This window comes from Marinobacter shunpengi (genome assembly GCF_045449715.1).
Taxonomy (GTDB): Bacteria; Pseudomonadota; Gammaproteobacteria; order Pseudomonadales; family Oleiphilaceae; genus Marinobacter.
Window position 1 is genome coordinate 23,817 of the sequence record NZ_JBJJLA010000027.1, and the last position, 19,839, is coordinate 43,655.

General features: G+C 62.6%; 22 protein-coding genes. 12 read left to right on the plus strand and 10 right to left on the minus strand.

Translation table 11 applies throughout. The features are described 5' to 3' along the window. Positions 1-6: 6 nt before the first annotated feature. From pyrR to ACJO3T_RS18745, 3 genes are read left to right on the plus strand one after another with little or no spacing between them, the layout of a single operon-like run. Positions 7-516, plus strand: coding sequence for a bifunctional pyr operon transcriptional regulator/uracil phosphoribosyltransferase PyrR (pyrR, locus tag ACJO3T_RS18735; RefSeq protein ID WP_406965319.1), 510 nt, complete (start codon positions 7-9; stop codon positions 514-516). Beyond that, the gene (locus ACJO3T_RS18740; RefSeq protein ID WP_406965321.1) at positions 513-1,547 is read left to right on the plus strand and encodes an aspartate carbamoyltransferase catalytic subunit; all 1,035 of its coding nucleotides are present in this window, start codon (positions 513-515) and stop codon (positions 1,545-1,547) included. Before pyrR ends, ACJO3T_RS18740 begins: the two co-directional genes overlap by 4 nt. Beyond that, complete coding sequence (locus ACJO3T_RS18745; protein ID WP_406965323.1) at positions 1,544-2,812, plus strand: dihydroorotase; 1,269 nt, start codon at positions 1,544-1,546, stop codon at positions 2,810-2,812. Before ACJO3T_RS18740 ends, ACJO3T_RS18745 begins: the two co-directional genes overlap by 4 nt. A gap of 84 nt (positions 2,813-2,896) precedes the next feature. Here the strand turns inward: ACJO3T_RS18745 and ACJO3T_RS18750 are convergent, their stop codons facing one another. The 5 genes from ACJO3T_RS18750 to mutM form a co-directional block, all read right to left on the minus strand. After that, on the minus strand, positions 2,897-4,471 hold the full coding sequence (locus ACJO3T_RS18750; protein ID WP_406965324.1) for a phosphoenolpyruvate carboxykinase: 1,575 nt from the start codon (positions 4,469-4,471) through the stop codon (positions 2,897-2,899). A gap of 166 nt (positions 4,472-4,637) precedes the next feature. Next, entirely contained in the window at positions 4,638-5,495 is an 858-nt protein-coding gene (gene hslO, locus ACJO3T_RS18755) for an Hsp33 family molecular chaperone HslO (RefSeq protein ID WP_406965326.1), read from the minus strand. 41 nt (positions 5,496-5,536) lie between these two features. After that, a complete protein-coding gene (gene hslR / locus ACJO3T_RS18760) occupies positions 5,537-5,950 on the minus strand; it encodes a ribosome-associated heat shock protein Hsp15 (protein WP_406965327.1) in 414 nt (137 codons plus the stop codon). A 34-nt stretch (positions 5,951-5,984) separates the two neighbouring features. Then, a complete protein-coding gene (gene yrfG, locus ACJO3T_RS18765; RefSeq protein ID WP_406965328.1) occupies positions 5,985-6,683 on the minus strand; it encodes a GMP/IMP nucleotidase in 699 nt (232 codons plus the stop codon). A gap of 67 nt (positions 6,684-6,750) precedes the next feature. Then, on the minus strand, positions 6,751-7,563 hold the full coding sequence (gene mutM, locus ACJO3T_RS18770; protein ID WP_406965330.1) for a bifunctional DNA-formamidopyrimidine glycosylase/DNA-(apurinic or apyrimidinic site) lyase: 813 nt from the start codon (positions 7,561-7,563) through the stop codon (positions 6,751-6,753). Positions 7,564-7,719: 156 nt separating this feature from the next. On the opposite strand from mutM, the gene ACJO3T_RS18775 reads away from it, so the two are divergent. Next, the gene (locus tag ACJO3T_RS18775; protein ID WP_406965331.1) at positions 7,720-8,898 is read left to right on the plus strand and encodes a DesA family fatty acid desaturase; all 1,179 of its coding nucleotides are present in this window, start codon (positions 7,720-7,722) and stop codon (positions 8,896-8,898) included. Here the strand turns inward: ACJO3T_RS18775 and rsmD are convergent. Beyond that, entirely contained in the window at positions 8,874-9,512 is a 639-nt protein-coding gene (rsmD, locus tag ACJO3T_RS18780; protein ID WP_406965332.1) for a 16S rRNA (guanine(966)-N(2))-methyltransferase RsmD, read from the minus strand. The two genes, ACJO3T_RS18775 and rsmD, sit on opposite strands and share 25 nt — an antisense overlap. 185 nt (positions 9,513-9,697) lie before the next feature. On the opposite strand from rsmD, the gene ftsY reads away from it, so the two are divergent. From ftsY to ACJO3T_RS18820, 8 genes are all read left to right on the plus strand, one after another. Continuing rightward, positions 9,698-10,939 (plus strand): signal recognition particle-docking protein FtsY, encoded by a 1,242-nt coding sequence (ftsY, locus tag ACJO3T_RS18785; RefSeq protein WP_406979470.1) that lies wholly within the window; start codon positions 9,698-9,700, stop codon positions 10,937-10,939. A gap of 69 nt (positions 10,940-11,008) precedes the next feature. Then, positions 11,009-11,692 carry a cell division ATP-binding protein FtsE gene (ftsE, locus tag ACJO3T_RS18790; RefSeq protein ID WP_406965335.1) on the plus strand — a complete coding sequence of 228 codons (684 nt, stop codon included), beginning with the start codon at positions 11,009-11,011 and terminating at the stop codon, positions 11,690-11,692. Beyond that, complete coding sequence (ftsX, locus tag ACJO3T_RS18795) at positions 11,689-12,696, plus strand: permease-like cell division protein FtsX (protein WP_406965337.1); 1,008 nt, start codon at positions 11,689-11,691, stop codon at positions 12,694-12,696. The genes ftsE and ftsX overlap by 4 nt, the downstream gene beginning before the upstream one ends. Before the next feature lie 346 nt (positions 12,697-13,042). Further along, positions 13,043-13,903 carry an RNA polymerase sigma factor RpoH gene (gene rpoH, locus ACJO3T_RS18800; protein ID WP_406965338.1) on the plus strand — a complete coding sequence of 287 codons (861 nt, stop codon included), beginning with the start codon at positions 13,043-13,045 and terminating at the stop codon, positions 13,901-13,903. Positions 13,904-14,058: 155 nt separating this feature from the next. Beyond that, entirely contained in the window at positions 14,059-14,970 is a 912-nt protein-coding gene (locus ACJO3T_RS18805; protein WP_406965340.1) for an NAD(P)-dependent oxidoreductase, read from the plus strand. A gap of 4 nt (positions 14,971-14,974) precedes the next feature. Further along, positions 14,975-15,748, plus strand: coding sequence for a hydroxypyruvate isomerase (gene hyi / locus ACJO3T_RS18810; protein WP_406965341.1), 774 nt, complete (start codon positions 14,975-14,977; stop codon positions 15,746-15,748). A gap of 172 nt (positions 15,749-15,920) precedes the next feature. Next, positions 15,921-16,601, plus strand: a complete 681-nt coding sequence (locus ACJO3T_RS18815; protein ID WP_328186454.1) for a winged helix-turn-helix domain-containing protein — start codon at positions 15,921-15,923, stop codon at positions 16,599-16,601. Beyond that, positions 16,588-18,048, plus strand: a complete 1,461-nt coding sequence (locus tag ACJO3T_RS18820) for a HAMP domain-containing sensor histidine kinase (RefSeq protein ID WP_406979472.1) — start codon at positions 16,588-16,590, stop codon at positions 18,046-18,048. Before ACJO3T_RS18815 ends, ACJO3T_RS18820 begins: the two co-directional genes overlap by 14 nt. Here ACJO3T_RS18820 and ACJO3T_RS18825 read toward each other — a convergent pair. The 4 genes from ACJO3T_RS18825 to ACJO3T_RS18840 form a co-directional block, all read right to left on the minus strand. After that, positions 18,036-18,332: a hypothetical protein gene (locus tag ACJO3T_RS18825; protein WP_406979473.1), complete on the minus strand. Its 297-nt coding sequence runs from the start codon at positions 18,330-18,332 to the stop codon at positions 18,036-18,038. The two genes, ACJO3T_RS18820 and ACJO3T_RS18825, sit on opposite strands and share 13 nt — an antisense overlap. A gap of 265 nt (positions 18,333-18,597) precedes the next feature. Continuing rightward, complete coding sequence (gene greB, locus ACJO3T_RS18830; RefSeq protein WP_406965344.1) at positions 18,598-19,086, minus strand: transcription elongation factor GreB; 489 nt, start codon at positions 19,084-19,086, stop codon at positions 18,598-18,600. Between the two features lie 6 nt (positions 19,087-19,092). Continuing rightward, the gene (locus tag ACJO3T_RS18835) at positions 19,093-19,401 is read right to left on the minus strand and encodes a site-specific integrase (RefSeq protein WP_406965345.1); all 309 of its coding nucleotides are present in this window, start codon (positions 19,399-19,401) and stop codon (positions 19,093-19,095) included. A 158-nt stretch (positions 19,402-19,559) separates the two neighbouring features. Further along, complete coding sequence (locus ACJO3T_RS18840) at positions 19,560-19,823, minus strand: acyl-CoA-binding protein (protein ID WP_406965347.1); 264 nt, start codon at positions 19,821-19,823, stop codon at positions 19,560-19,562. Positions 19,824-19,839 lie beyond the last annotated feature (16 nt).

The following is a 19,839-nucleotide window of genomic DNA, read 5'->3' on the forward strand; positions in this document are numbered from 1 at the left end:
GCCACCATGACCGACATACCCGAGGTTCCGGCACTGCTCGACAGCCTGGAGCAGTCGTTGAGGGACACCCTGAGTGACAGGGGCATTGCCGACCCCCTGCTGGTAGGCATCCGTACCGGCGGCGTCTGGATTGCCCGGGAACTGCACCGGCGCCTGGGGCTGGATGAGCCTTTCGGCGAGCTGGACATTTCCTTCTACCGGGACGATTTCAGTCGAATTGGCCTCAACCCCCGGGTCACCCCTTCCCACTTGCCATTCGAAACCGAGGACCGGGACCTGGTACTGGTGGATGATGTGGTGATGAGTGGCCGTACCATTCGCGCCGCCATGAACGAGCTGTTCGATTACGGGCGGCCCAGTTCCATTACCCTGGTGGCGCTGATTGACCTGGGTGGGCGCGACCTGCCCATCCAGCCGGATGTGGTGGCTCACCGCCTTGAGCTGCCATCGACTCAGAGAGTCAAGCTGGTGGGCCCGGCCCCCCTGAAGATTGAAGTGCGGGAGGTAAAGGCATGACCGTGGCGGCCCCGCTCAGTGCCCATGACCAGGCGTCCCGGAAACTGCAATTGACCGACGAGGGCCAGTTGCGGCACTTCATTACCCTGGATGGCCTCGACCAGGCCATGCTCACCGATATCCTCGACACCGCGGATTCGTTTATCGAGGTGGGGGAGCGCACTATCAAGAAGGTGCCCCTGCTGCGGGGTCGTACCGTGGTCAACCTGTTCTTCGAGTCCAGTACCCGCACCCGCAGTACCTTCGAGCTGGCCGCCAAGCGCCTGTCGGCGGACGTGCTCAACCTGGACATCAATACCTCCGCCACCTCCAAGGGGGAATCCCTGTCGGATACCCTGCTCAACCTGGAGGCCATGGCCAGCGACATGTTCGTGGTGCGTCACTCCCAGAGCGGGGCGCCCCACTTTATCGCCGAATCGGTGACCCCTGGCGTGGCTATCATCAATGCCGGCGATGGCCGCCATGCCCACCCCACCCAGGCCATGCTGGACATGCTCACCATCCGCCAGCACAAGCAGCGCTTTGAGGGTCTGAAAGTCGCCATCGTGGGGGATATCCTGCATTCCCGGGTGGCCCGCTCCCAGATCCGAGCCCTGCAGACACTGGGCGCCCAAGAGGTGCGCCTGATTGCGCCGGGTACACTGCTGCCGGCGGACGTGGACAGCCTGGGTTGTACCGTGGAATACGATATGCGTCGTGGTATGGACGACCTGGATGTGGTGATCATGCTGCGATTGCAGAAAGAGCGGATGGAAGGCGCATTACTGCCCAGCGAGCGGGAATTCTACCGCCTCTACGGCCTGGATACTGAAAAGCTGGCGCTGGCCAAACCCGACTGCATCGTGATGCATCCGGGTCCCATCAACCGGGGCGTGGAAATTGAATCCGCGGTGGCGGACGGGCCCCAGTCGGTGATCCTCAACCAGGTGACCAACGGGATTGCTATCCGCATGGCGGTCATGTCCATGGCCATGAGTGGCCAGGTGGCGGATCGAACTGCCAGGGCCCGTCAGCAGGGAGGTGAGCAATGAGCGCCAGCCTGCGTATCGACAACGCCCGGCTGCCGGGTGAGGATGCCACCGTTAATCTGCTGGTGCGGGATGGGGTGATACAGTCCATGGGCTCTGGCCCCCTGGCTGAATCTGCCGACACGGTAATCGACGCCAGCGATCTGACCCTGTTGCCCGGCTTTGTGGACCTGTGCTGCAATCTTCGGGAGCCGGGTAACGGCCAGAAAGGCAATATCGCCTCCGAAACCCGGGCTGCCGCCCGGGGCGGTTTCACCAACGTGTGTGCGTCCCCGGATACCTCGCCGGTGAACGACTCCGGCGCGGTCACCAACCTGATCCGCGATGTGGCCCGGACCAAAGCGGCCATCCGCGTGTTGCCTGTGGGCGCTGCCACCCGGGGCCTGGCCGGCGAACTGCTCAGCGATATGGTGGGGCTCAGCAATGCCGGCTGCGTGGCCTTCAGCAATGGCAGCCAGGCCATGGCCAATGCCCGCATCCTGCGCCGTTGCATGGCCTATGCCCGCACCTTCGACCTGACCCTGATGCTTCAGCCGGTTAATCAGGCCCTGGCCGCAGACGGCTACGCCCACGACGGCAAGGTGGCGGCCCGCCTCGGCTTGCTGGGTGTGCCGGAAGTGGCGGAAACCGCCGCCGTGATGGAAATGCTGCTGCTGGCGGAGGAAACCGGCGTGCGTCTGCACCTGGGCCAACTGTCCTGTGCCCGCAGTGTGGACATGGTGGCCGACGCCAGGAATCGTGGCGTGGCGGTCACCGCCGATGTGGCCATGCACCAGTTGCTGTTTACCGAAGAGGCCCTGTCCGGCTTTGACAGCCGCTACCATGTGGTGCCGCCCCTGCGCACAGAGGCTGACCGCAAGGCCCTGCTGCAGGGCGTGGAAGACGGCGTCATCGACGCCATCGTCAGCCAGCACCAGCCCCACGATTCGGCCGCCAAGCAGGCGCCCCTCGGGGTGAGCGAGCCGGGACTGTCCACCGTGGAGAGCGTGTTTTCCATGGGGCTATCGCTGGTGGAGCGGAAAGAGTTGTCGTTGGCGGCCCTGGTGCGAGCCCTCACTGATGGTCCCGCCAGTGTCATTGGCGTTACCGGCGGATTGGAGCAGGGCGGCGAAGCCAGTTTCAGCCTATGGGATCTCGTTGGTCAGTGGCAGGCGACTCCGGACAGTATTCTGTCCCGTGGACTGCATGCGCCGGTATCGGGGCAGGCCCTGACAGGTGTTGCGCACTGGACCGTATGTGAAGGGCAGGTGGCCTACAGGCTGGGATAACGTTGCGTGAGGCCTTGGGCCCGCAGGTATAAAAAAAGCGCCGTGCCTTGAGGCAGGGCGCTTTTTTCGTTCAGCCGGTTGCGTTTACAGCTTCGGGCCGGCTGCCACGATGGCGTCGGAGACGTCGAACTTCTTGAAGTTTTCCACGAACTGACCGATCAGTTCTTTCGCCTTGGCGTCGTAGTCTTCGGTGCTGGCCCAGGTGTTGCGGGGGTTCAGCAGGTTGCTGTCGACGCCGGGAACCGCCTTGGGCACGTCCAGGTTCAGGGTGGGCAGGTGCTCGGTTTCCGCGTTGTCCAGGTCGCCGTTCTGGATGGCGCTGATGATGCCCCGGGTGGTGGGGATGCTGAAGCGCTCACCCACGCCGTAGGGGCCGCCGGTCCAGCCGGTGTTGACCAGGAACACCTTGCTGCCGAAGGCTTCCATCCGCTTCATCAGTAGCTCGGCGTAAACGCCGGCCGGGCGCGGGAAGAACGGGGCGCCGAAGCAGGTGGAGAAGGTGGACTTCAGCTTGGAGGAGGACCCCATCTCGGTGGAGCCCACCAGCGCGGTGTAACCGCTCAGGAAGTGGTAGGCCGCGGCTTCCTTGCTGAGGATGGACACGGGCGGCAGTACGCCGGTCATGTCGCAGGTCAGGAAGACAATGTGGGACGGCTCACCGGCACGGTTCTCCTCGACGCGCTTCTCGACGTGCTCCAGCGGGTAGGCGCAACGGGAGTTTTCGGTTAGGGAGACATCGGTGTAGTCCGGCTCGCGGGTGTCCGGGTCGATGACCACGTTCTCCACGATGGCGCCGAAGCGGATGGCGTCCCAGATAATCGGCTCGTTCTTTTTGCTCAGGTCGATGCACTTGGCGTAGCAGCCACCCTCGATGTTGAACACGGTGCCGGTGCCCCAGCCGTGCTCGTCGTCACCAATCAGGTAACGGTCCGGGTCGGCGGACAGGGTGGTCTTGCCGGTGCCGGACAGGCCGAAGAACAGGCAGGTGTCGCCGTCATCGCCCACGTTGGCGGAGCAGTGCATGGGCAGCACGTCCTTCTCCGGCAGCAGGAAGTTCTGCACCGAGAACATGGCCTTCTTCATTTCGCCGGCGTAGTGCATACCGGCCAGCAGCACCTTGCGCTCGGCGAAGTTGATCATCACGCAGCCATCGCTGTTGGTGCCGTCCCGGTCCGGGTCGCACTCGAAATTGGCGGCGTTGAGGATCTGCCACTCGTCCTTGCCAGAGGGGTTGTAGCTGTCCGGGCGGATGAACAGGTTGCGGCCGAACAGGTTCTGCCAGGCGGTTTCCGTGCGCATCTGCACCGGCAGGTAGTGTGCCGGGTCCGAGCCTACGTGCACGTGGGAGAGGAAGTGCTCCTTGGCGGACAGGTAACTTTCCACGCGGTCCCACAGTGCATTGAATTTGTCCGGGTCAAAGGGCCGGTTGATCGGTCCCCAGTGGACGGAGTTCTCCGTACCGGGTTCCTGAACAATGAACCGGTCCATCGGTGAACGGCCGGTGCGCTTGCCGGTCTTGACGACCAGCGAACCGTTGGCGGCCAGTTGACCTTCTTGTCTTTCCAGTGCCAGCTCGACCAATCGCGCTGAGCTCAGATCAGTATAGGTTGTGCTCACTTCGACCTCGCCCTCAAGGTGTCTTTGGACTGTTCGGCCCACGTGCCCCCGGAACAGCAGCGGGTTGGCGGAATTATGAACAGTCGGGTCAATTCAGGCGCGCTATTATGCCAGAGGCGGCCCTAAAAAACGACAGCCCGAGAGCCCCTATTACAGCTGGCGGGCGGGCTGAAGTTCCGTTTTGCCTGAACGCTCTGATAATGCCGCTTCAGTGCAACGTATGGCCGGAGAACAACTGGTCGATATCGATGCGCTGGAACTGGTAGTGGGCATGGCAGAACTGACAGTCCATCTCGATGCTACCCTGTTCTTCCAGAATGTTGTAGCACTCATCTCTGCCCAGGGACTGCAGGGCCGCCAGGGTGCGCTCACGGCTACAGGTACAGCGGAAGGCCACGGGTTCCCGGTCGAACAGGCGCACTTCCTCTTCGTGGAACAGGCGGTGCAGGACGGTTTCACTGTCCAGGCCCAGCAGTTCGTCGGCGCTGATGGTAGCGGCCAGGTGGGCCACCCGCTCCCAGAGTTCGTTGTCTTCCTCGGTGGCGCCAGGCAGGCGCTGCAGCAGCAGGCCGGCGCATTGCTCGCCGTCGGCGAACAGAAACAGGCGGGTGGCAAGCTGCTCCGAGCGTTCGAAGTATTCCTCCAGCGCGCCGGCCAGGGTGTCCGACTCCCGTGGAACCACGCCCTGGTAACGCTGGCCCTGTTCCGGGGTGATGGTGATGGCCATACGGCCCTGGCCCAGCAGTTCATTGAGGTTGTCGCCGCGGGGGCCGTCGGCATCCTCGAAACGTGCGATGCCGCGGATATGACGGTCGTGGCTGCATTCCGCCAGCAGGGTGGTCACTGGGCCGTCACCATTGGCCTGCAGTGACAGGGTGCCGTGGAACTTGAGGGTGCTGCTCATGAGTACGCTGGCTGCCAGTGATTCCCCTAGCAGCCGGGTGACCGGGGTCGGGTAGCGGGTCTGGGCAAGGATCTCGCCGTAACTGTCGGTCAGGTGCACCCAGGCGCCCCGGATCTGGCTGTGTTCGAAGAGGAACTTGCGGAACTGGTCTTTGGCTTGCATTGGAAATCCTGTATCAATACGGGCGGGGTGCCGTTGGCTCACTAGAGCCCCTGCTGCTCGCGGAATTTCTGCAGGTCGCGGCGGTCCTTCTTGGTGGGCCGACGGGCCGGGGGCAGTTGCGCCGCCTGCATGGTCTTGCGTTGCCAGGACAACTCCTCCCGCCGACGGGCGCTGTCCTCGGTCTCGTGGTACAGGGTCTGGGCCTCGGGGGCGCCGCGCCGTTTATCCGAGATGCCGTCAATGATCACGATCTTTTCCTGCCAGCCCTGACGCAGTTTCACCATGGCCCCGGTTTCCACGGTCTTGCCGGGTTTGCAGCGCTGGTCGTTGTAGTGGACCTTGCCGCCCTCGATGGCTTCCTTGGCCAGGGTGCGGGTCTTGTAGAAGCGCGCGGCCCACAGCCACTTGTCGAGGCGAACCTGGGACTTGCCGGTGTCCTGGCTTTTTGAGCTCATGATCCTCCGCAGGCAATGAGGGATTCCAGCCCTATTATAACGGTCCTGTTTCCGGGATGGCAGGGGCATTCACCCGCAGTGTCGGCAGCACCTCGGCAAAGTGCGCCACGGCGGGAATGTCCGGGTGAGGTGCCCGGTCAGGCTGCTGGCTGTCCGGCGACAGGATGGTCAGACACTGGCCGATGCCGGCGCGGTGGGCGCTCTCCAGCACCGGGATGCTGTCGTCCACCATGATGGCCCGCTCCCGGTCGTGGGGCAGCCGGTTCAGGAGGCTGTCCCAGAAGGCCTGGTCTTCCTTGGCAGCGCCGAGATCGTGGCTGGAGATGACGTCGTCCACCAACCGGTCCAGCCCGGTGCGGTCCAGTTTCAGGCGCAGCGGATCCGGATGGCAGTTGGTGAGGATGACCGGCTTGAGGCGGTTCTCGCGCAGTGCCAGGAGGAATTCCCGGACCTGGGGCCGGTAGGCAATGCGGTCGCCCACCTCGGCCTTGAGGGCGGTGATGTCCAGTTCCAGCCGGTCGCTCCAGTAATCGGTGCAGTACCAGTTGAGGGTGCCCCGCTCGGCCATGATCATGGGAACCACCAGGTCGCGGGCCTGGTCAGCGGTCATCCGGTGTTTTTCCGCGTATCGGCGGGGCAGGTGCTCCAGCCAGAAGTGGTTGTCGAAGTGCAGGTCCAGGAGCGTTCCGTCCATATCCAGGAACACATGGTCTGCGCGGGACCAGTCAATCATAGTGCCACTGCCATCTGTCGGGTTGAGGTTTCAGGGTGCCCCAGTTAGGTGGGCGCTTCAATGGGGATTATCGCTGACACCGGGTGCAGTAGACCGTGCTGCGCTGGTTCATGCGAACCTCCCGCAGCGGGCGCTGGCACTCCACGCAGGGAAGGCCACCACGACCGTAGACCAGTAGCGACTGGGAAAAATAGCCCGGCTTGCCTTCGCTGTTGACGAAATCCCGCAAGGTGGTGCCGCCCATCAGGATGGCGGCGCTCAGGGTTTCCCGGATCGCCTCGCACAGCTGGTGGTAGCGGGCGGCGCTGATCCGGCCGGCGGGCCGGTTAGGGTGGATGCCGGTCTTGAACAGGGCCTCGTTGGCGTAGATGTTGCCCACGCCCACCACAATGCGGTTGTCCATCAGGAAGCTCTTGATCGGTGTCCTGCGGTTCCGGGATCTGCGGAACAGGTAGGGGCCGCTGAAATCAGCGCCCAGGGGTTCCGGGCCCAGGCTGGCAAGCAGCGGGTGGGTATCGGGGGTGTCATCCCACAGCCAGCACCCAAAGCGCCGTGGGTCGTTGAAGCGCAAGCGGGTGCCGTCGGTGAATACCAGGTCTATGTGGTCATGCTTCGTCGGGGCGCTATCGTCAGTAATCACGCGCAGGCTGCCGGACATGCCCAGGTGGACAATGACGGTGCCGTGGTCAAACCGCAGCAGCAGGTACTTGGCCCGCCGGTCCGCTTCCCGCAGGGTGTGGCCGGCCAGTCGTTGTGGCAGGTCATCCGGTACCGGCCAGCGCAGGCGTGGGTCACGGATCACCAGTTCCGCGACCTGTTTGCCTTCGCTGTGGGGCGAGATGCCCCGGCGGGTGGTTTCAACTTCAGGTAGTTCAGGCACGGTGGAAATGCTCCTAATCAAACCGTAACAAAACGTCGTGTAAATCCCGTTGTTTCAGCGAACAGGTGTACGCTAGAGTGATACTCAGTCCTCGATATGGGGACGGTATCGCCGAGAGTTGAGAAACGGCGTTATTTCAATAAGTTGAGGTTTTCTATGTGGTACAATGGTCTTCTTGGCCTGTCCTGGCTGCAGCTGGTGGTCGTCACCCTTGCGCTGACCCATGTCACTATCGTCAGTGTCACGCTCTACCTGCACCGTCATTCCGCCCACAATTCGCTGGACCTGCACCCGGTGCTGAAGCATTTTTTCCGCTTCTGGCTGTGGCTGACCACCAGTATCAATACCAAAGAGTGGACGGCCATCCACCGTAAGCACCATGCCACCTGCGAAACCGAGAACGACCCCCACAGTCCGGTGGTCAAGGGTATCCGCAAGGTCCTGTTCGAAGGGGCTGAACTATACGCGGAGGCTACAACACCGGAAACCCTGGAACGTTTCGGCAAGAATACGCCGGATGACTGGGTCGAGCGCAACCTTTATACCCGCCATCGCAACCTGGGCATTGCCCTGATGTTCGTGTTGAACCTGGCGCTGTTCGGTGTTCACGGCATCTGGATCTGGGCGGTTCAGATGATGTGGATCCCCGTGTGGGCGGCCGGTGTCGTGAACGGTCTGGGTCACTACGTTGGTTATCGCAACTTCGAGTGCCGCGACAATGCCCGCAATATTGCCCCGCTGGGCATTCTTATTGGCGGCGAGGAGTTGCACAACAATCATCATACCTATCCCAATTCCTCCAAGATGTCCCGGCGCTGGTACGAGATCGACATGGGCTGGGGCTATATCCGCCTGTTCCAGGTGCTGGGGCTGGCGCATCCCAAGGGGCATCGGCCCGTCGTGCACTGGGTGCCCGGCAAACAGGAGGTGGATGTGGATACGGTGCAGGCCATTGCCAACAACCGTTTCGATATCATGCGCCAGTACCGCAAGCGGGTGATGGAGCCCGTGTTACGGCAACAGAAGTCGCTGATGGACGGTACCATCCGCCCGCGCTACCGCCGGGTGAAGAAGCTGCTGTCCCGGGAAAGCTCGCTGATCCAGCCCCAGGAGCAGGTGCACCTGGAGTCTGTGCTGGAAACCTACCCGGTGCTGCGACAGATCTACGACATGAACCAGGAGTTGCAGGCACTCTGGCGCCGTCGTGGGCTCAAGCCCCAGGACAAGCTGCAGGCGCTGATGGCCTGGTGCCGGGAGGCGGAGGCCAGCGGTATCCGTTACCTAGAGGACTTCGCTGCCCACCTGCGGGCCTATTCGTTGCGTCCGGCCTCCTGAGGATCTGATACCTGGTACAGGGCATAGGTGACCTGCCCCGCGGTCTTGCTGCGGTGCAGGTGCCAGTGTTCCGGGACCGCCGGAGCGGCCCGGTCACTTTCGTATTCCAGGTAAATCCGGCTGCCCGTCGTAACCCAGCCATTATCCGCAATGAGGGGCATCAGCGCTTCAAGCCAGCCCTGCCGGAAGGGTGCGTCCATGAACAGGATATCCAGCGCCCGGTCGGCTGGCTGCTGCAGGAACGCCTGCACGTCCCCGCAAACCACCTCGCCCCGGTCCGATTTCAACAGTCGCAGATTGTCCCGCAGGGCCCGCGCCAGGGCTGGGGTATGGTCGACAAAGGTGACCCGGTCGGCCCCCCGGGACAGGGCCTCAAGTCCCAGTACACCACTGCCGCTGAACAGGTCGAGGCACCGGCTGCCGGGCAGTTGGAACTGGAGCCAGTTGAACAGGGTTTCACGGGTGCGGGCCGGGGTGGGGCGGACGCCGCCCTCGTCCGGAAAGCGCAGCACCCGGCTGCGCCAGTCGCCACCGATAATGCGCAGTTCGCCCTGGCCGTGCAGCTGCGGGCGTCGGGGGCCGGATGGGCGGATTTTTCGGGACTGTCGGGGCATGGGGAGATCCGGTGGTCGCGGTCGGGACGCTCATGGTAGCGGAATTGCAGGCAGGTTTGGACCCGGAACGCCCCTGCCGCTAGAATGGGCGCTTTCCTGAACAGCGGCCCTGTTGGCTGTCTGCGATTTCCTACCGCGCAGACGCCTGTTGGGCGGCTGACCCTCCAGCAAACATGGTAAGACAAATGATGGCAGAGTGGATTCTGATCGGCCTGCTGGTGCTGCTGGTACTGGCCTTTGTGGTGGATGTGGCTGGCCGGCGGGCATCGGCGCCCCGCCCGAAACCGGTTCCCCAGCGTAAACCCGAAGCCGGACGGGGACCGGCCCCGGAAGTCCATGATCGGGAAAAGGCGAAACCCGAAGTGGCGCCCTCGGCGGACGACGTTCCGGTTTCCGAGGAGACGGTGGTCAGTCCCGCTGAGGAGCCCCAGCCTGTCAGGGAGCCAGAGCCAGAGCCAGAGCCAGAGCCAGAGCCAGAGCCAGAGCCAGAGCCAGAGCCAGAGCCCGAAAAGAAAGTCAGCGTTTTCCAGCGTATACGGTCCGGTCTTGGCAAAACCCGGGAAAACCTGGGTTCCGGCCTGTCCGGTCTGTTCTCCGGCAAGGTGGACGAAGACCTGCTGGAGGAGGTCGAAACCACCCTGCTGATGGCGGATGTCGGCGTCACTGCCACCACCGAGATTATCGACTCCCTGACCGAGAAGCTGAACCGCAGCCAGCTCAAGGAGGGCGCGGCCCTCAAGGCGGCGCTGAAGGATGAGCTTCGTCACCTGCTTGATGGCAGCCGTGAGCCGCTGGCCATCGACACCAGCAAGAAGCCCTGGGTCATGCTGATGGTAGGCGTGAACGGTGTGGGCAAGACCACCACCATTGGCAAGCTGGCCCGTCAGTTCCAGAAGGAAGGCCGCAGCGTGATGCTGGCCGCCGGGGACACCTTCCGGGCGGCGGCCGTGGAGCAGTTGCAGGTCTGGGGGGAACGCAACGAAGTGCCGGTGATCGCCCAGCACACCGGGGCCGACAGTGCCTCGGTGATCTACGATGCAGTGCAGTCCGCGAAGGCCCGGGGTACGGATGTCGTGATAGCGGACACAGCGGGGCGACTGCAGAACAAGGACAATCTCATGGCCGAACTGGAAAAGGTGGTTCGGGTCATGAAGAAGCTGGACGAGTCGGCACCCCACGAGGTGATGCTGGTGCTGGACGCCGGCACCGGCCAGAACGCCCTCAGTCAGGCCCAGGTGTTCCAGCAGGCGGTGGGGGTTTCCGGCATTACCCTGACCAAGCTGGATGGCACCGCCAAGGGCGGCATTGTCTTCGCCATTGCCCGTCAGCTTGGCCTGCCCATCCGCTACATCGGAGTGGGCGAGCAGGTGGAAGACCTGCGGCCGTTCGAGCCGGAAACCTTCGTGGATGCATTGTTTGATGACTGAACGGTTTGATGACTGAGAGATCCCCCTGTGGGGTGATCCGGCTGGCACTGGATATGGAAGTAGGCCGCAATGATTGAGTTTCGGCAGGTCACCAAGCGTTACGACAGCGATCACACCGCGTTGCGGCATGTATCCTTTGAGCTGGACCGGGGGGAGCTCGCCTTCCTCACCGGCCATTCCGGTGCCGGTAAGAGTACCCTGCTCAAGCTGATCCTGCTGATGGAGCGTCCGTCTGCCGGCAAGGTGGTGGTGGGTGGCCAGTTGCTCAACACTATGCCCCGTCGGCAGATTCCCTACGTTCGACGCCATATCGGCGCCGTGTTCCAGAACCACCAGTTGCTGTTCGACCGCACTGTGTTCGACAACGTGGCCATGCCCCTGGAGGTGATGGGGGTACCCCATCAGGATATCGGCCGCCGGGTGAGGGCGGCCCTGGACAAGGTGGGGCTGCTGAGCAAGGAACGGATGAACCCGATCCAGCTTTCCGGTGGTGAGCAACAGCGGGTGGGCATCGCCCGAGCCGTGGTCAACAAACCGCCGGTACTGTTGGCGGATGAGCCCACCGGTAACCTGGACCCGGAGCTGTCGGCAGACATCATGCATCTGTTCGAACAGTTCAGCCAGGTGGGTGTCACGGTGCTGATCGCCACCCACGATATCGCCCTGATCGAGTCCATGGGGCGGCGACGTCTGACCCTGTCCCATGGAGAGCTGAAGACTGGCCAGGCGGCGACGGCGGGAGCGAGATCATGAGTCGACAGGAGCGCCCGTCAGGCGAGCGCCGGGCCCGTGGGGCCGGTCGTTCCCGTTCGTCCCTGGCCTCCATACTGGCTGGCTACCGCTCCCATCACCTGAAGGTGGCGAAGGACAGCGCGCGCCGGCTGTGGCAGGCCCCGGTGGCCAGTACCATGACCTGGGCGGTGATGGGCATTGCCCTGGCGCTGCCGGTGGGCCTGTTGTTGCTGTTGTCGAGCCTGCAGGGCGTCAGCGCCGGCTGGGAGAGTGCCGCCCGGGTGACGGTCTACCTGGCAGACGAGGTGTCGGACGCGGAAGCCCGGGAGTTACAGGAGCGGGTGTCAGGCCGTGATGATGTGGCCGAGGTGGTGATGATCCACCGGGACGAGGCACTGGCGGAATTCCGCGCCGAGTCGGGCCTGGCGGATGCCCTGGACTACCTGGATGAGAATCCTCTGCCCCATACGTTACTGGTAACGCCTGTGGATGAGGCCCGGACCGCATCGGGTGTGGATACCCTGGCCGATGCTCTGGAATCGGGGAACCAGGTGGCGCGGGTGCAGGTGGACCTGGGCTGGTTGCAGCGGCTGGCGGCCATGACCGATCTGATTGCCCGGGCCGTGTGGGTGCTGACCCTGCTGCTGGCGGCGGCGGTGATCCTGGTGATTGGCAACACCATCCGGCTGGCGATCGAAAACCGTCGCGATGAGATCCTGGTGGCCAAGCTGGTGGGGGGCACCGACGCCTTTGTGCGTCGCCCATTCCTCTATACCGGCGCCTGGTATGGGCTGGGCGGCGGCGTGGTGGCGCTGCTGATCCTGCAGTTGTCCATCTGGTGGCTCAACGGGCCGGTCCGGGAGCTGGCGGTGCTGTATAACAGTGATTTTGCCCTTGGTGGGCTGCCCCTGGATGGTGCCGCCGGGCTCTTGCTGGTGGCGGTGGCCCTGGGCTGGCTGGGCGCCTGGCTGGCAGTGCGACGTCATCTGGATGCCATAGAGCCCGGTGAAATCGCCGGTGCATGACGGCTGGCTATCATTTTAAAGGCTTGTTAATTTGTTGTCGCCCTGGCTGTGCTAACCTGAACGCACAATGTCATGTGGTGACGGGTGCTGCTGATGTAAACCCTTGTACGGGAAACACCGTATGGCTGCATCCGGCGGACCGGCTCTATGTTACGTAGGGTAACAGGTACTCGCTGGCGTTCGGTCGCCGGGGTACCATGAAAACGGCGCTTTGTGACCGTTTATCGCAGTCTGACCACAGGTTATGGATTGCTGGTGTAGCGTGCGGATTGCGGAACTAATCAGAAACTTGGCTGTCATAGTTTGAGTTGATATATTTTCAGGCTGCCAAGTACGGAGGATACGAATGGGTACGAGTCTACAATTGGCTGATCGCCTGGTTCCCGGTGCCAACCTGGAATCCTACATCCAGGCGGCCAGTCAGATCCCGGTATTATCCGCAGACGAAGAGCGTGAACTTGCTGAACGTCTTCACTACGAAGGCGATGTGGACGCCGCGCGCACGCTGGTACTGTCGCACCTGCGCTTTGTGATCCACATTGCCCGCAGTTATTCCGGTTACGGCCTGGCCCAGGCGGACCTGATCCAGGAAGGGAATGTCGGTCTGATGAAGGCCGTCAAGCGCTTCAACCCCGAGTATGGGGTTCGTCTGGTGTCCTTTGCCGTGCACTGGATCAAGGCTGAGATTCACGAGTTTATCCTGCGCAACTGGCGCATCGTGAAAGTGGCCACCACCAAGGCCCAGCGCAAGCTGTTCTTCAACCTGCGCAGCCAGAAGAAAAAGCTGGCGTGGCTGAACCAGGAAGAACTCAACGCCGTGGCCAACGACCTGGGTGTGGAACCCCGCGTGGTACGGGAAATGGAGGGCCGCCTGGCCTCCCAGGACACGGCCTTCGACGGTCCCCAGGACGATGACGATGACCACGCCTACCAGGCGCCGGCCTATTATCTGGAAGACAAACGCGGTGACCCGGCCACCCAGTTGGAGCAGTCCGACTGGACTGAGGATTCCAACGGTCGCCTGATGCAGGCCCTGGAAACCCTGGACGAGCGCAGCCAGGATATCCTGCGGGAACGCTGGTTGTCGGAGAGCAAGTCCACGCTCCATGAACTGGCCGACAAGTATGGCGTGTCCGCCGAGCGCATCCGCCAGCTCGAGAAGAACGCCATGAAGAAGATCAGGACGCGGATGGCCGAGGCGGCCTGATGCCCGACTGACCAACCAGGCGAAAGCTCCACAACGCCACCAGCACCCGCTGGTGGCGTTTTTGTTTGCAGCGAAACTGGTCTCCTGTCTGGTGAATTCGTTAATCTACGGTGGAACACTAGGTCAGTTAACGAATTAACCGGATGGAACACTCAATGCCAACTCCCCACATCGCCTTCCTGGGCATCGGCCTGATGGGCGCCCCCATGACCCGCAACCTGCTGGATGCCGGATTTCCCATGACCCTCTGGAACCGTACCGCCAGCAAGTGTGAGCCGTTCAGGGAGCAGGCCGGTATTGCCGCCAGCCCGGCAGAGGCGGTCGCCGATGCCGATATCGTCATCACCATGCTGGAGAACGGCGACGTGGTGGACGATGTGCTGATCCGGCAGGGTGCCATGGACGCGTTGAAGGCCGGTGCCGTACTGGTGGACATGAGCTCCGTGCAGCCCTCCCTGGCGCGCCGGCACGGTTCGCTGGCGGCGGAACGGGGCGCGGGCTACCTGGATGCCCCGGTATCCGGCGGCACCCGGGGTGCCGAAGCCGGAACCCTCAGTATCATGGCCGGAGGAATCACCACTGACCTGGAGAAGGCTGCGCCGGCATTGTCGGCACTGGGCAAGGTGACCCATATCGGCCCGGTGGGTGCCGGCCAGCTTGCGAAGCTGGCCAATCAGGCCATCGTTGGTGTCACCATCGGCGCGGTTTCCGAGGCGCTGTTGCTGGCGGCCCGGGGTGGCGCCGATCCGGAAGCGGTACGGGAGGCGCTGATGGGCGGCTTCGCCGGTAGCCGGATACTGGAGCAGCACGGCCAGCGGATGATTGACCGGGATTTCGCCCCCGGTGCCCCCGCCCGTATCCAGCTCAAGGACCTGTGCATGATCCTGGACGAGGCCCGGGCGGAAGGGCTCACCCTGCCGTTGGCCCAGCAGGCCCACAACGGTTACCTGTCGCTGGTGGCCAATGGTCATGCGGATGTGGACCACAGCGGACTGTTGCTGGAACTGGAACACGTCAACGGCGTCCGCCTGGGTGGTGGTCGCTCCGGGGTCGGGGGCAGGGACTGACGCCATGCCCCGTTTTGCTGCCAACCTGACCCTGCTGTTCAACGAAGTGCCGTTCGAGGAGCGGTTCGCCGCCGCCCGCCAGGCGGGCTTTGACGGTGTGGAATACCTGTTTCCCTATGCCTGGCCCGAGGTTGAGCTGGCCAGGCGGTTGCAGGAGCATGACCTGACCCAGGTGCTGTTCAATCTGCCGCCGGGGGACTGGGATGCCGGTGAGCGCGGTATCGCCTGCCTGCCCGGCCGTGAGGAGGAGTTCCGCGCCGGTGTCGACGACGCCATCCGCTATGCCCGTGCCCTTGGCTGCCAGCGGCTCAACTGCCTGTCCGGGCTTGTACCGCCGCAAGCGGATCAGGGCCGGCTCTGGGAAACCCTGCGTGACAACGTCACCCATGCGGCGCGGCGTCTGGGGGAAGAGGGTATCACCCTGTGCCTGGAGGCCATCAACTCGCGGGTGGATATGCCGGGTTTCCTGCTGGACACCTCCGACAAGGTGATCCGTTTGATGGATGAGGTGGGTGCCGACAACCTGCGCCTGCAATACGACCTGTACCATATGCAGATTATGGAAGGTGACCTGATCCGTACCCTGCGGCGCCTGATGCCCCGCATCGGTCACATCCAGTTTGCCGATAACCCGGGCCGGCACGAACCGGGTACCGGGGAGATTAACTTCCGGTCCATCTTTGAGGCGCTGGACGAAGCGGGGTATGCTGGTTGGGTCAGTGCGGAATATCGCCCAAAAGCCCGTACAGTCGAGGGTTTGGGCTGGATGGTGGGGTGATAGGCCGCCCTGGTGCGACCGTCGTCGTTGACGACACCCTCTTACAGGATCGTAACTGGCAGCCAATCAGGACAGACCTTACTCTGGGCAAACATTAACAGCGGTAGAGCCCCTGTAATACGGGGCCTGAACCCTGAAATCACGAGTTGACAGTCAGGCGGGAGGAAAACCGGTGAAAGCACTGGTAATCGAAGACGATCACGACGTGGCAAGCTACCTGGTCAAAGGGCTCAAGGAGTCCGATTTCGTGGTGGACCACGCTGCTGACGGCAAGGAAGGCATGATGATGGCCGCCAGCGAGGACTACGACATCATGATCGTGGACCGGATGTTACCGGGTATGGACGGCCTGTCCATCATCAAGACGGTGCGGGCCACGGGCAACCAGGTGCCGGTACTGATCCTGAGCGCCCTGGGCGACGTGGATGACCGGGTTGAAGGACTGCGCGGGGGCGGTGATGACTACCTGACCAAGCCCTTCTCGTTCACCGAACTGCTGGCCCGTATCGAGTCATTGGTGCGGCGTAACCGTCAGTCGGCGGAAACCGAGACCGTGCTCAAGGTGGCGGACCTGGAAATGGACCTGCTGGCCCGCACCGTCAAGCGTGCCGGCCAGAATATCGATGTCCAGCCCCGGGAATTCCGTCTGCTGGAGTACCTGATGCGGAACGCCGGGCAGGTGGTCACCCGTACCATGCTGCTGGAGAAGGTCTGGGACTATCATTTCGATCCCCAGACCAACGTGATCGACGTGCACATCAGCCGTCTCAGGGCCAAGATCGACAAGGAGTTCGAGACCCCGCTGCTCCAGACAGTCCGGGGTGCGGGATACATGTTGCGTGAAACTGCTTAGCCAGCTAAGAACCTCCACATTCCAGCTGGCCCTGTTGTACATGGTGGTGTTTGCCACCTCTGTCTTTCTGTTGCTGGCGTTCATCTACTGGCGCACCGCCGGTTTCATGACCGCCCAGACCGACGAAACCATTGAGGCGGAAATCGCAGGGCTGGCGGAGCAATACCGGGGTCGGGGCGTTAACGGCCTGATCACGATCATCCGTGAGCGGGTGGCCCGTGACCCCAACGCCAAATCCCTGTACCTGCTGACCACCGAGGACTACCTCAAGCTGGCCGGCAACCTCAACACCTGGCCCGAAGGAGCCGAGTCCCAGGGTAGCTGGATCAATTTTACCCTGGACGAAAGCCTGGGCTGGACCGGCCCGCCCCGCATGGCCCGGGCACGGGTCTTCGAGGTCCAGGGTGGCCTGCGGCTGCTGGTGGGTCGCGACGTGGATGATCTCAATACCCTGAAGGCACTGATCGAGACCGCCATCAACTGGGGCATGGGGATCACCCTGGCGCTGGCCCTGCTCGGCGGCTTCATGATGAGCCGCAGCACTACCCGGCGCATTGAGGTCATCAACAACACCTCCCGCAAGATCATGAACGGCCACCTGTCCCAGCGCATACCCACCCGTGGTACCCAGGACGACTTCGACCAGCTCGCCGAAAACCTGAACCAGATGCTGGACCGGATTGTTTACCTGATGGAAGGCATACGTCACGTCTCCGACAGCATCGCTCACGACCTGCGGACCCCCCTGACCCGACTGCGAAACCAGTTGGAAACCACCCTGATGATGGTGGACAACGACGAGGCCCGGGATCAGGCCGCCAAGGCGGTGTCGGAGGCCGACCAGCTACTGGCCACGTTCAACGCCCTGCTGCGGATCGCACGGCTGGAGACCCGGGGCAACACCACTGCCGATGTGCGCCCGGTATCCCTGGGCATGCTGGTCAGTGACGCCTGCGAACTTTACGAGGCACTGGCGGAAGACAAACAGCAGACTTTCACCCAGAAAATCGACGAAGAAGTGATGGTGGAGGGGGACCGGGATCTGCTGTTCCAGATGGTCAGTAACCTGATCGATAACGCTATCAAGTACACCCCGGAAGAAGGGGAAATCGTGGTGCGGGTCATGCTGGATAACGAGTCGGCGGTGTTCGAGGTAGGGGACAGCGGTATCGGGGTACCCGACGACGAGAAGGGTCAGATCTTCCAGCGTTTCTACCGGGTGGGCAAGAGCCGCTCCAAACCCGGCAACGGCCTTGGCCTGAGCCTTGTAAGTGCGGTCACTGAGATCCACCAGGGGTCCATTGGCCTGTTCGACCATCACCCCGGCGCCGACAACCCGGGCCTGCGGGTACGGGTGACGCTGCCCCGCTACAATCCCCAGAAACGCCGGCTACGTTCGGTACCCGCCAGCAAGGACGACAGCCAGCACGAAGATCAGTCCGCCTGACGGCCGTCGCCGCGGCGGTAGCGGTTGATGCGCTCAGCCATGGGTTGCAGGACCGGGTAGTGGCTCTTTTCCAGGTTTTCCAGCATGTCCCCGGCCCGTCGCCGGTAACGGTCCAGCCGGGTCTGGAGGCTGTCCCATTCTCCTTCCAGGTGGTGTTGCTCGGCCATCATGAAGGCGGCGATGTTGTGACGGTTCACCTTGCTGGTAATGCCCAGCCTGTCCAGTTGATAACCCAGGCGGTCAACGCCCTTCAGGGCGGCCTGGGTGAGGTCATTCTTGTTCATGGGTGTAGGTTCCGACGGTGGCTCCAGAAGTCCTGATTGGAATACCTGAATCATGGGGGCAAGGTCTAGAGTATACAACCTAGAAGGCTGGCATCAGGCGCCGGGGGAGGCCTGAAAAAAATGTCATAGCTCGGCCACTTCGGGTTAACGGCCAGTATGCATAATGGGTATTGCAGTAGTGAAGCAGACACAGGTTCCGTCTGCTTCTCCCTCCAGCACAGCGCTAGCCTTAACCCCGCCATTGGCGGGGTTTTTTTATGGGCGATTATCGATTGGTAGGCGGTTTCTCGTACCGGATATCGGTGACATACCAGGTGACGGGGCCCTCGGGTGTTCTGACCACTGCCTCGTCGTCCACCTGTTTTTTCAGCAGGGCCCGGGCCATGGGCGAGTCGATGGAGATGTAACGCCGGTCCAGGTCCAGCTCGTCGTAGCCGACAATCCGGAAGCGTCGGGTCTCCCCGTCCTCGTTTTCCACTTCCACCCAGGCGCCGAAGAATACCCGCCCTTCCTGCTCGGGGGCCGGGTCCACCACCTGCAGTTCCCGGGAACGGCGCTCCAGGTACCGGAAGCGACGGTCGATCTCTCGCAGCCGCTTCTTGTTGTACTGGTAGTCGGCGTTCTCGGAGCGGTCCCCCAGGCTGGCTGCCCAGGTCACCTTGCGGGTGACTTCCGGGCGTTCCACGCGCCACAGGTGCTCCATTTCGGCCTTCAGCGCCTCGAATCCGGCGCGGGTGATCAGTTTGGCGCGCATGGGCGCTCAGGCGGATTCGGGCACGGGGTCGTGTTTCTGGAGGACATCGGCGTAGAAGAAGGCGAGTGCCTGCCTGGCCTGGTTGAGACGGGCACGGGACACCTGTATGCGGTCCTGGAGGTACAGGAGGAAGAGTTGTTGGTCAGCACTTTCCAGCGTCTCCGGGGTTTTCGGTTGGTGGTACAGGACGAACCGGGAAATCCAGTGAAGGTACGTCTGCTCGGTCCTCTGGTTCAGTTGCCGATTCCGGATGGCGTTCCGCACTCGTTTGAACAGGCCGGGTTCGCTTTGCTCAAGCGCTTCGGTCAGATGCATGGAAGTTTTCCTGATGGTGGTGCCTGGATCCTGTCACTGGGGCGGACCCTGTTGTTGTTATGATGGCGGCATCATATGACAATCGTTTTAATACCGCAAAAACCAGTTCAGGAACTTCCACGTTTCTTGAGTAATAACGAGTGGAAACGTGACGCGGTTCAACCGCGGAATTCGTCCAGCCGGTCGATGTAACGTTGCATGGCTTCGTCCCGGGACATGCCTTTGACTTTCTCCCGGGCATCGAACTTTGCGCGGCCCACGAAATCCATCATGCCGGGGCGTTTGCCGCTGACGTCCCCTTCCGTTGCCTGTTTGTAGAGGGCATAGAACTCCAGCTTCAGATCGTTGGAGGGGCTGGCGTCCCCACGACCGTTCTGGATGTAGTCAACTGCCTCGTTGAAGCGGGTTTCGAGATCGCTCATGGCCGTTCCCTTAGTG

Excerpts from the sequence above, each read along its gene's own strand:
- ftsY (WP_406979470.1), top strand. The coding sequence starts at position 9,698 with ATGATGGCAGAGTGGATTCTGATCGGCCTGCTGGTGCTGCTGGTACTG.
- hslR (WP_406965327.1), bottom strand. The coding sequence starts at position 5,950 with ATGAGCTCAAAAAGCCAGGACACCGGCAAGTCCCAGGTTCGCCTCGAC.
- pyrR (WP_406965319.1), top strand. The coding sequence starts at position 7 with ATGACCGACATACCCGAGGTTCCGGCACTGCTCGACAGCCTGGAGCAG.
- ftsX (WP_406965337.1), top strand. The coding sequence starts at position 11,689 with ATGAGTCGACAGGAGCGCCCGTCAGGCGAGCGCCGGGCCCGTGGGGCC.
- ACJO3T_RS18840 (WP_406965347.1), bottom strand. The coding sequence starts at position 19,823 with ATGAGCGATCTCGAAACCCGCTTCAACGAGGCAGTTGACTACATCCAG.
- greB (WP_406965344.1), bottom strand. The coding sequence starts at position 19,086 with ATGCGCGCCAAACTGATCACCCGCGCCGGATTCGAGGCGCTGAAGGCC.
- ACJO3T_RS18745 (WP_406965323.1), top strand. The coding sequence starts at position 1,544 with ATGAGCGCCAGCCTGCGTATCGACAACGCCCGGCTGCCGGGTGAGGAT.
- ACJO3T_RS18835 (WP_406965345.1), bottom strand. The coding sequence starts at position 19,401 with ATGCATCTGACCGAAGCGCTTGAGCAAAGCGAACCCGGCCTGTTCAAA.
- hyi (WP_406965341.1), top strand. The coding sequence starts at position 14,975 with ATGCCCCGTTTTGCTGCCAACCTGACCCTGCTGTTCAACGAAGTGCCG.
- ftsE (WP_406965335.1), top strand. The coding sequence starts at position 11,009 with ATGATTGAGTTTCGGCAGGTCACCAAGCGTTACGACAGCGATCACACC.
- ACJO3T_RS18805 (WP_406965340.1), top strand. The coding sequence starts at position 14,059 with ATGCCAACTCCCCACATCGCCTTCCTGGGCATCGGCCTGATGGGCGCC.
- yrfG (WP_406965328.1), bottom strand. The coding sequence starts at position 6,683 with ATGATTGACTGGTCCCGCGCAGACCATGTGTTCCTGGATATGGACGGA.
- rpoH (WP_406965338.1), top strand. The coding sequence starts at position 13,043 with ATGGGTACGAGTCTACAATTGGCTGATCGCCTGGTTCCCGGTGCCAAC.
- rsmD (WP_406965332.1), bottom strand. The coding sequence starts at position 9,512 with ATGCCCCGACAGTCCCGAAAAATCCGCCCATCCGGCCCCCGACGCCCG.
- ACJO3T_RS18775 (WP_406965331.1), top strand. The coding sequence starts at position 7,720 with ATGTGGTACAATGGTCTTCTTGGCCTGTCCTGGCTGCAGCTGGTGGTC.
- hslO (WP_406965326.1), bottom strand. The coding sequence starts at position 5,495 with ATGCAAGCCAAAGACCAGTTCCGCAAGTTCCTCTTCGAACACAGCCAG.
- ACJO3T_RS18740 (WP_406965321.1), top strand. The coding sequence starts at position 513 with ATGACCGTGGCGGCCCCGCTCAGTGCCCATGACCAGGCGTCCCGGAAA.
- ACJO3T_RS18825 (WP_406979473.1), bottom strand. The coding sequence starts at position 18,332 with ATGAACAAGAATGACCTCACCCAGGCCGCCCTGAAGGGCGTTGACCGC.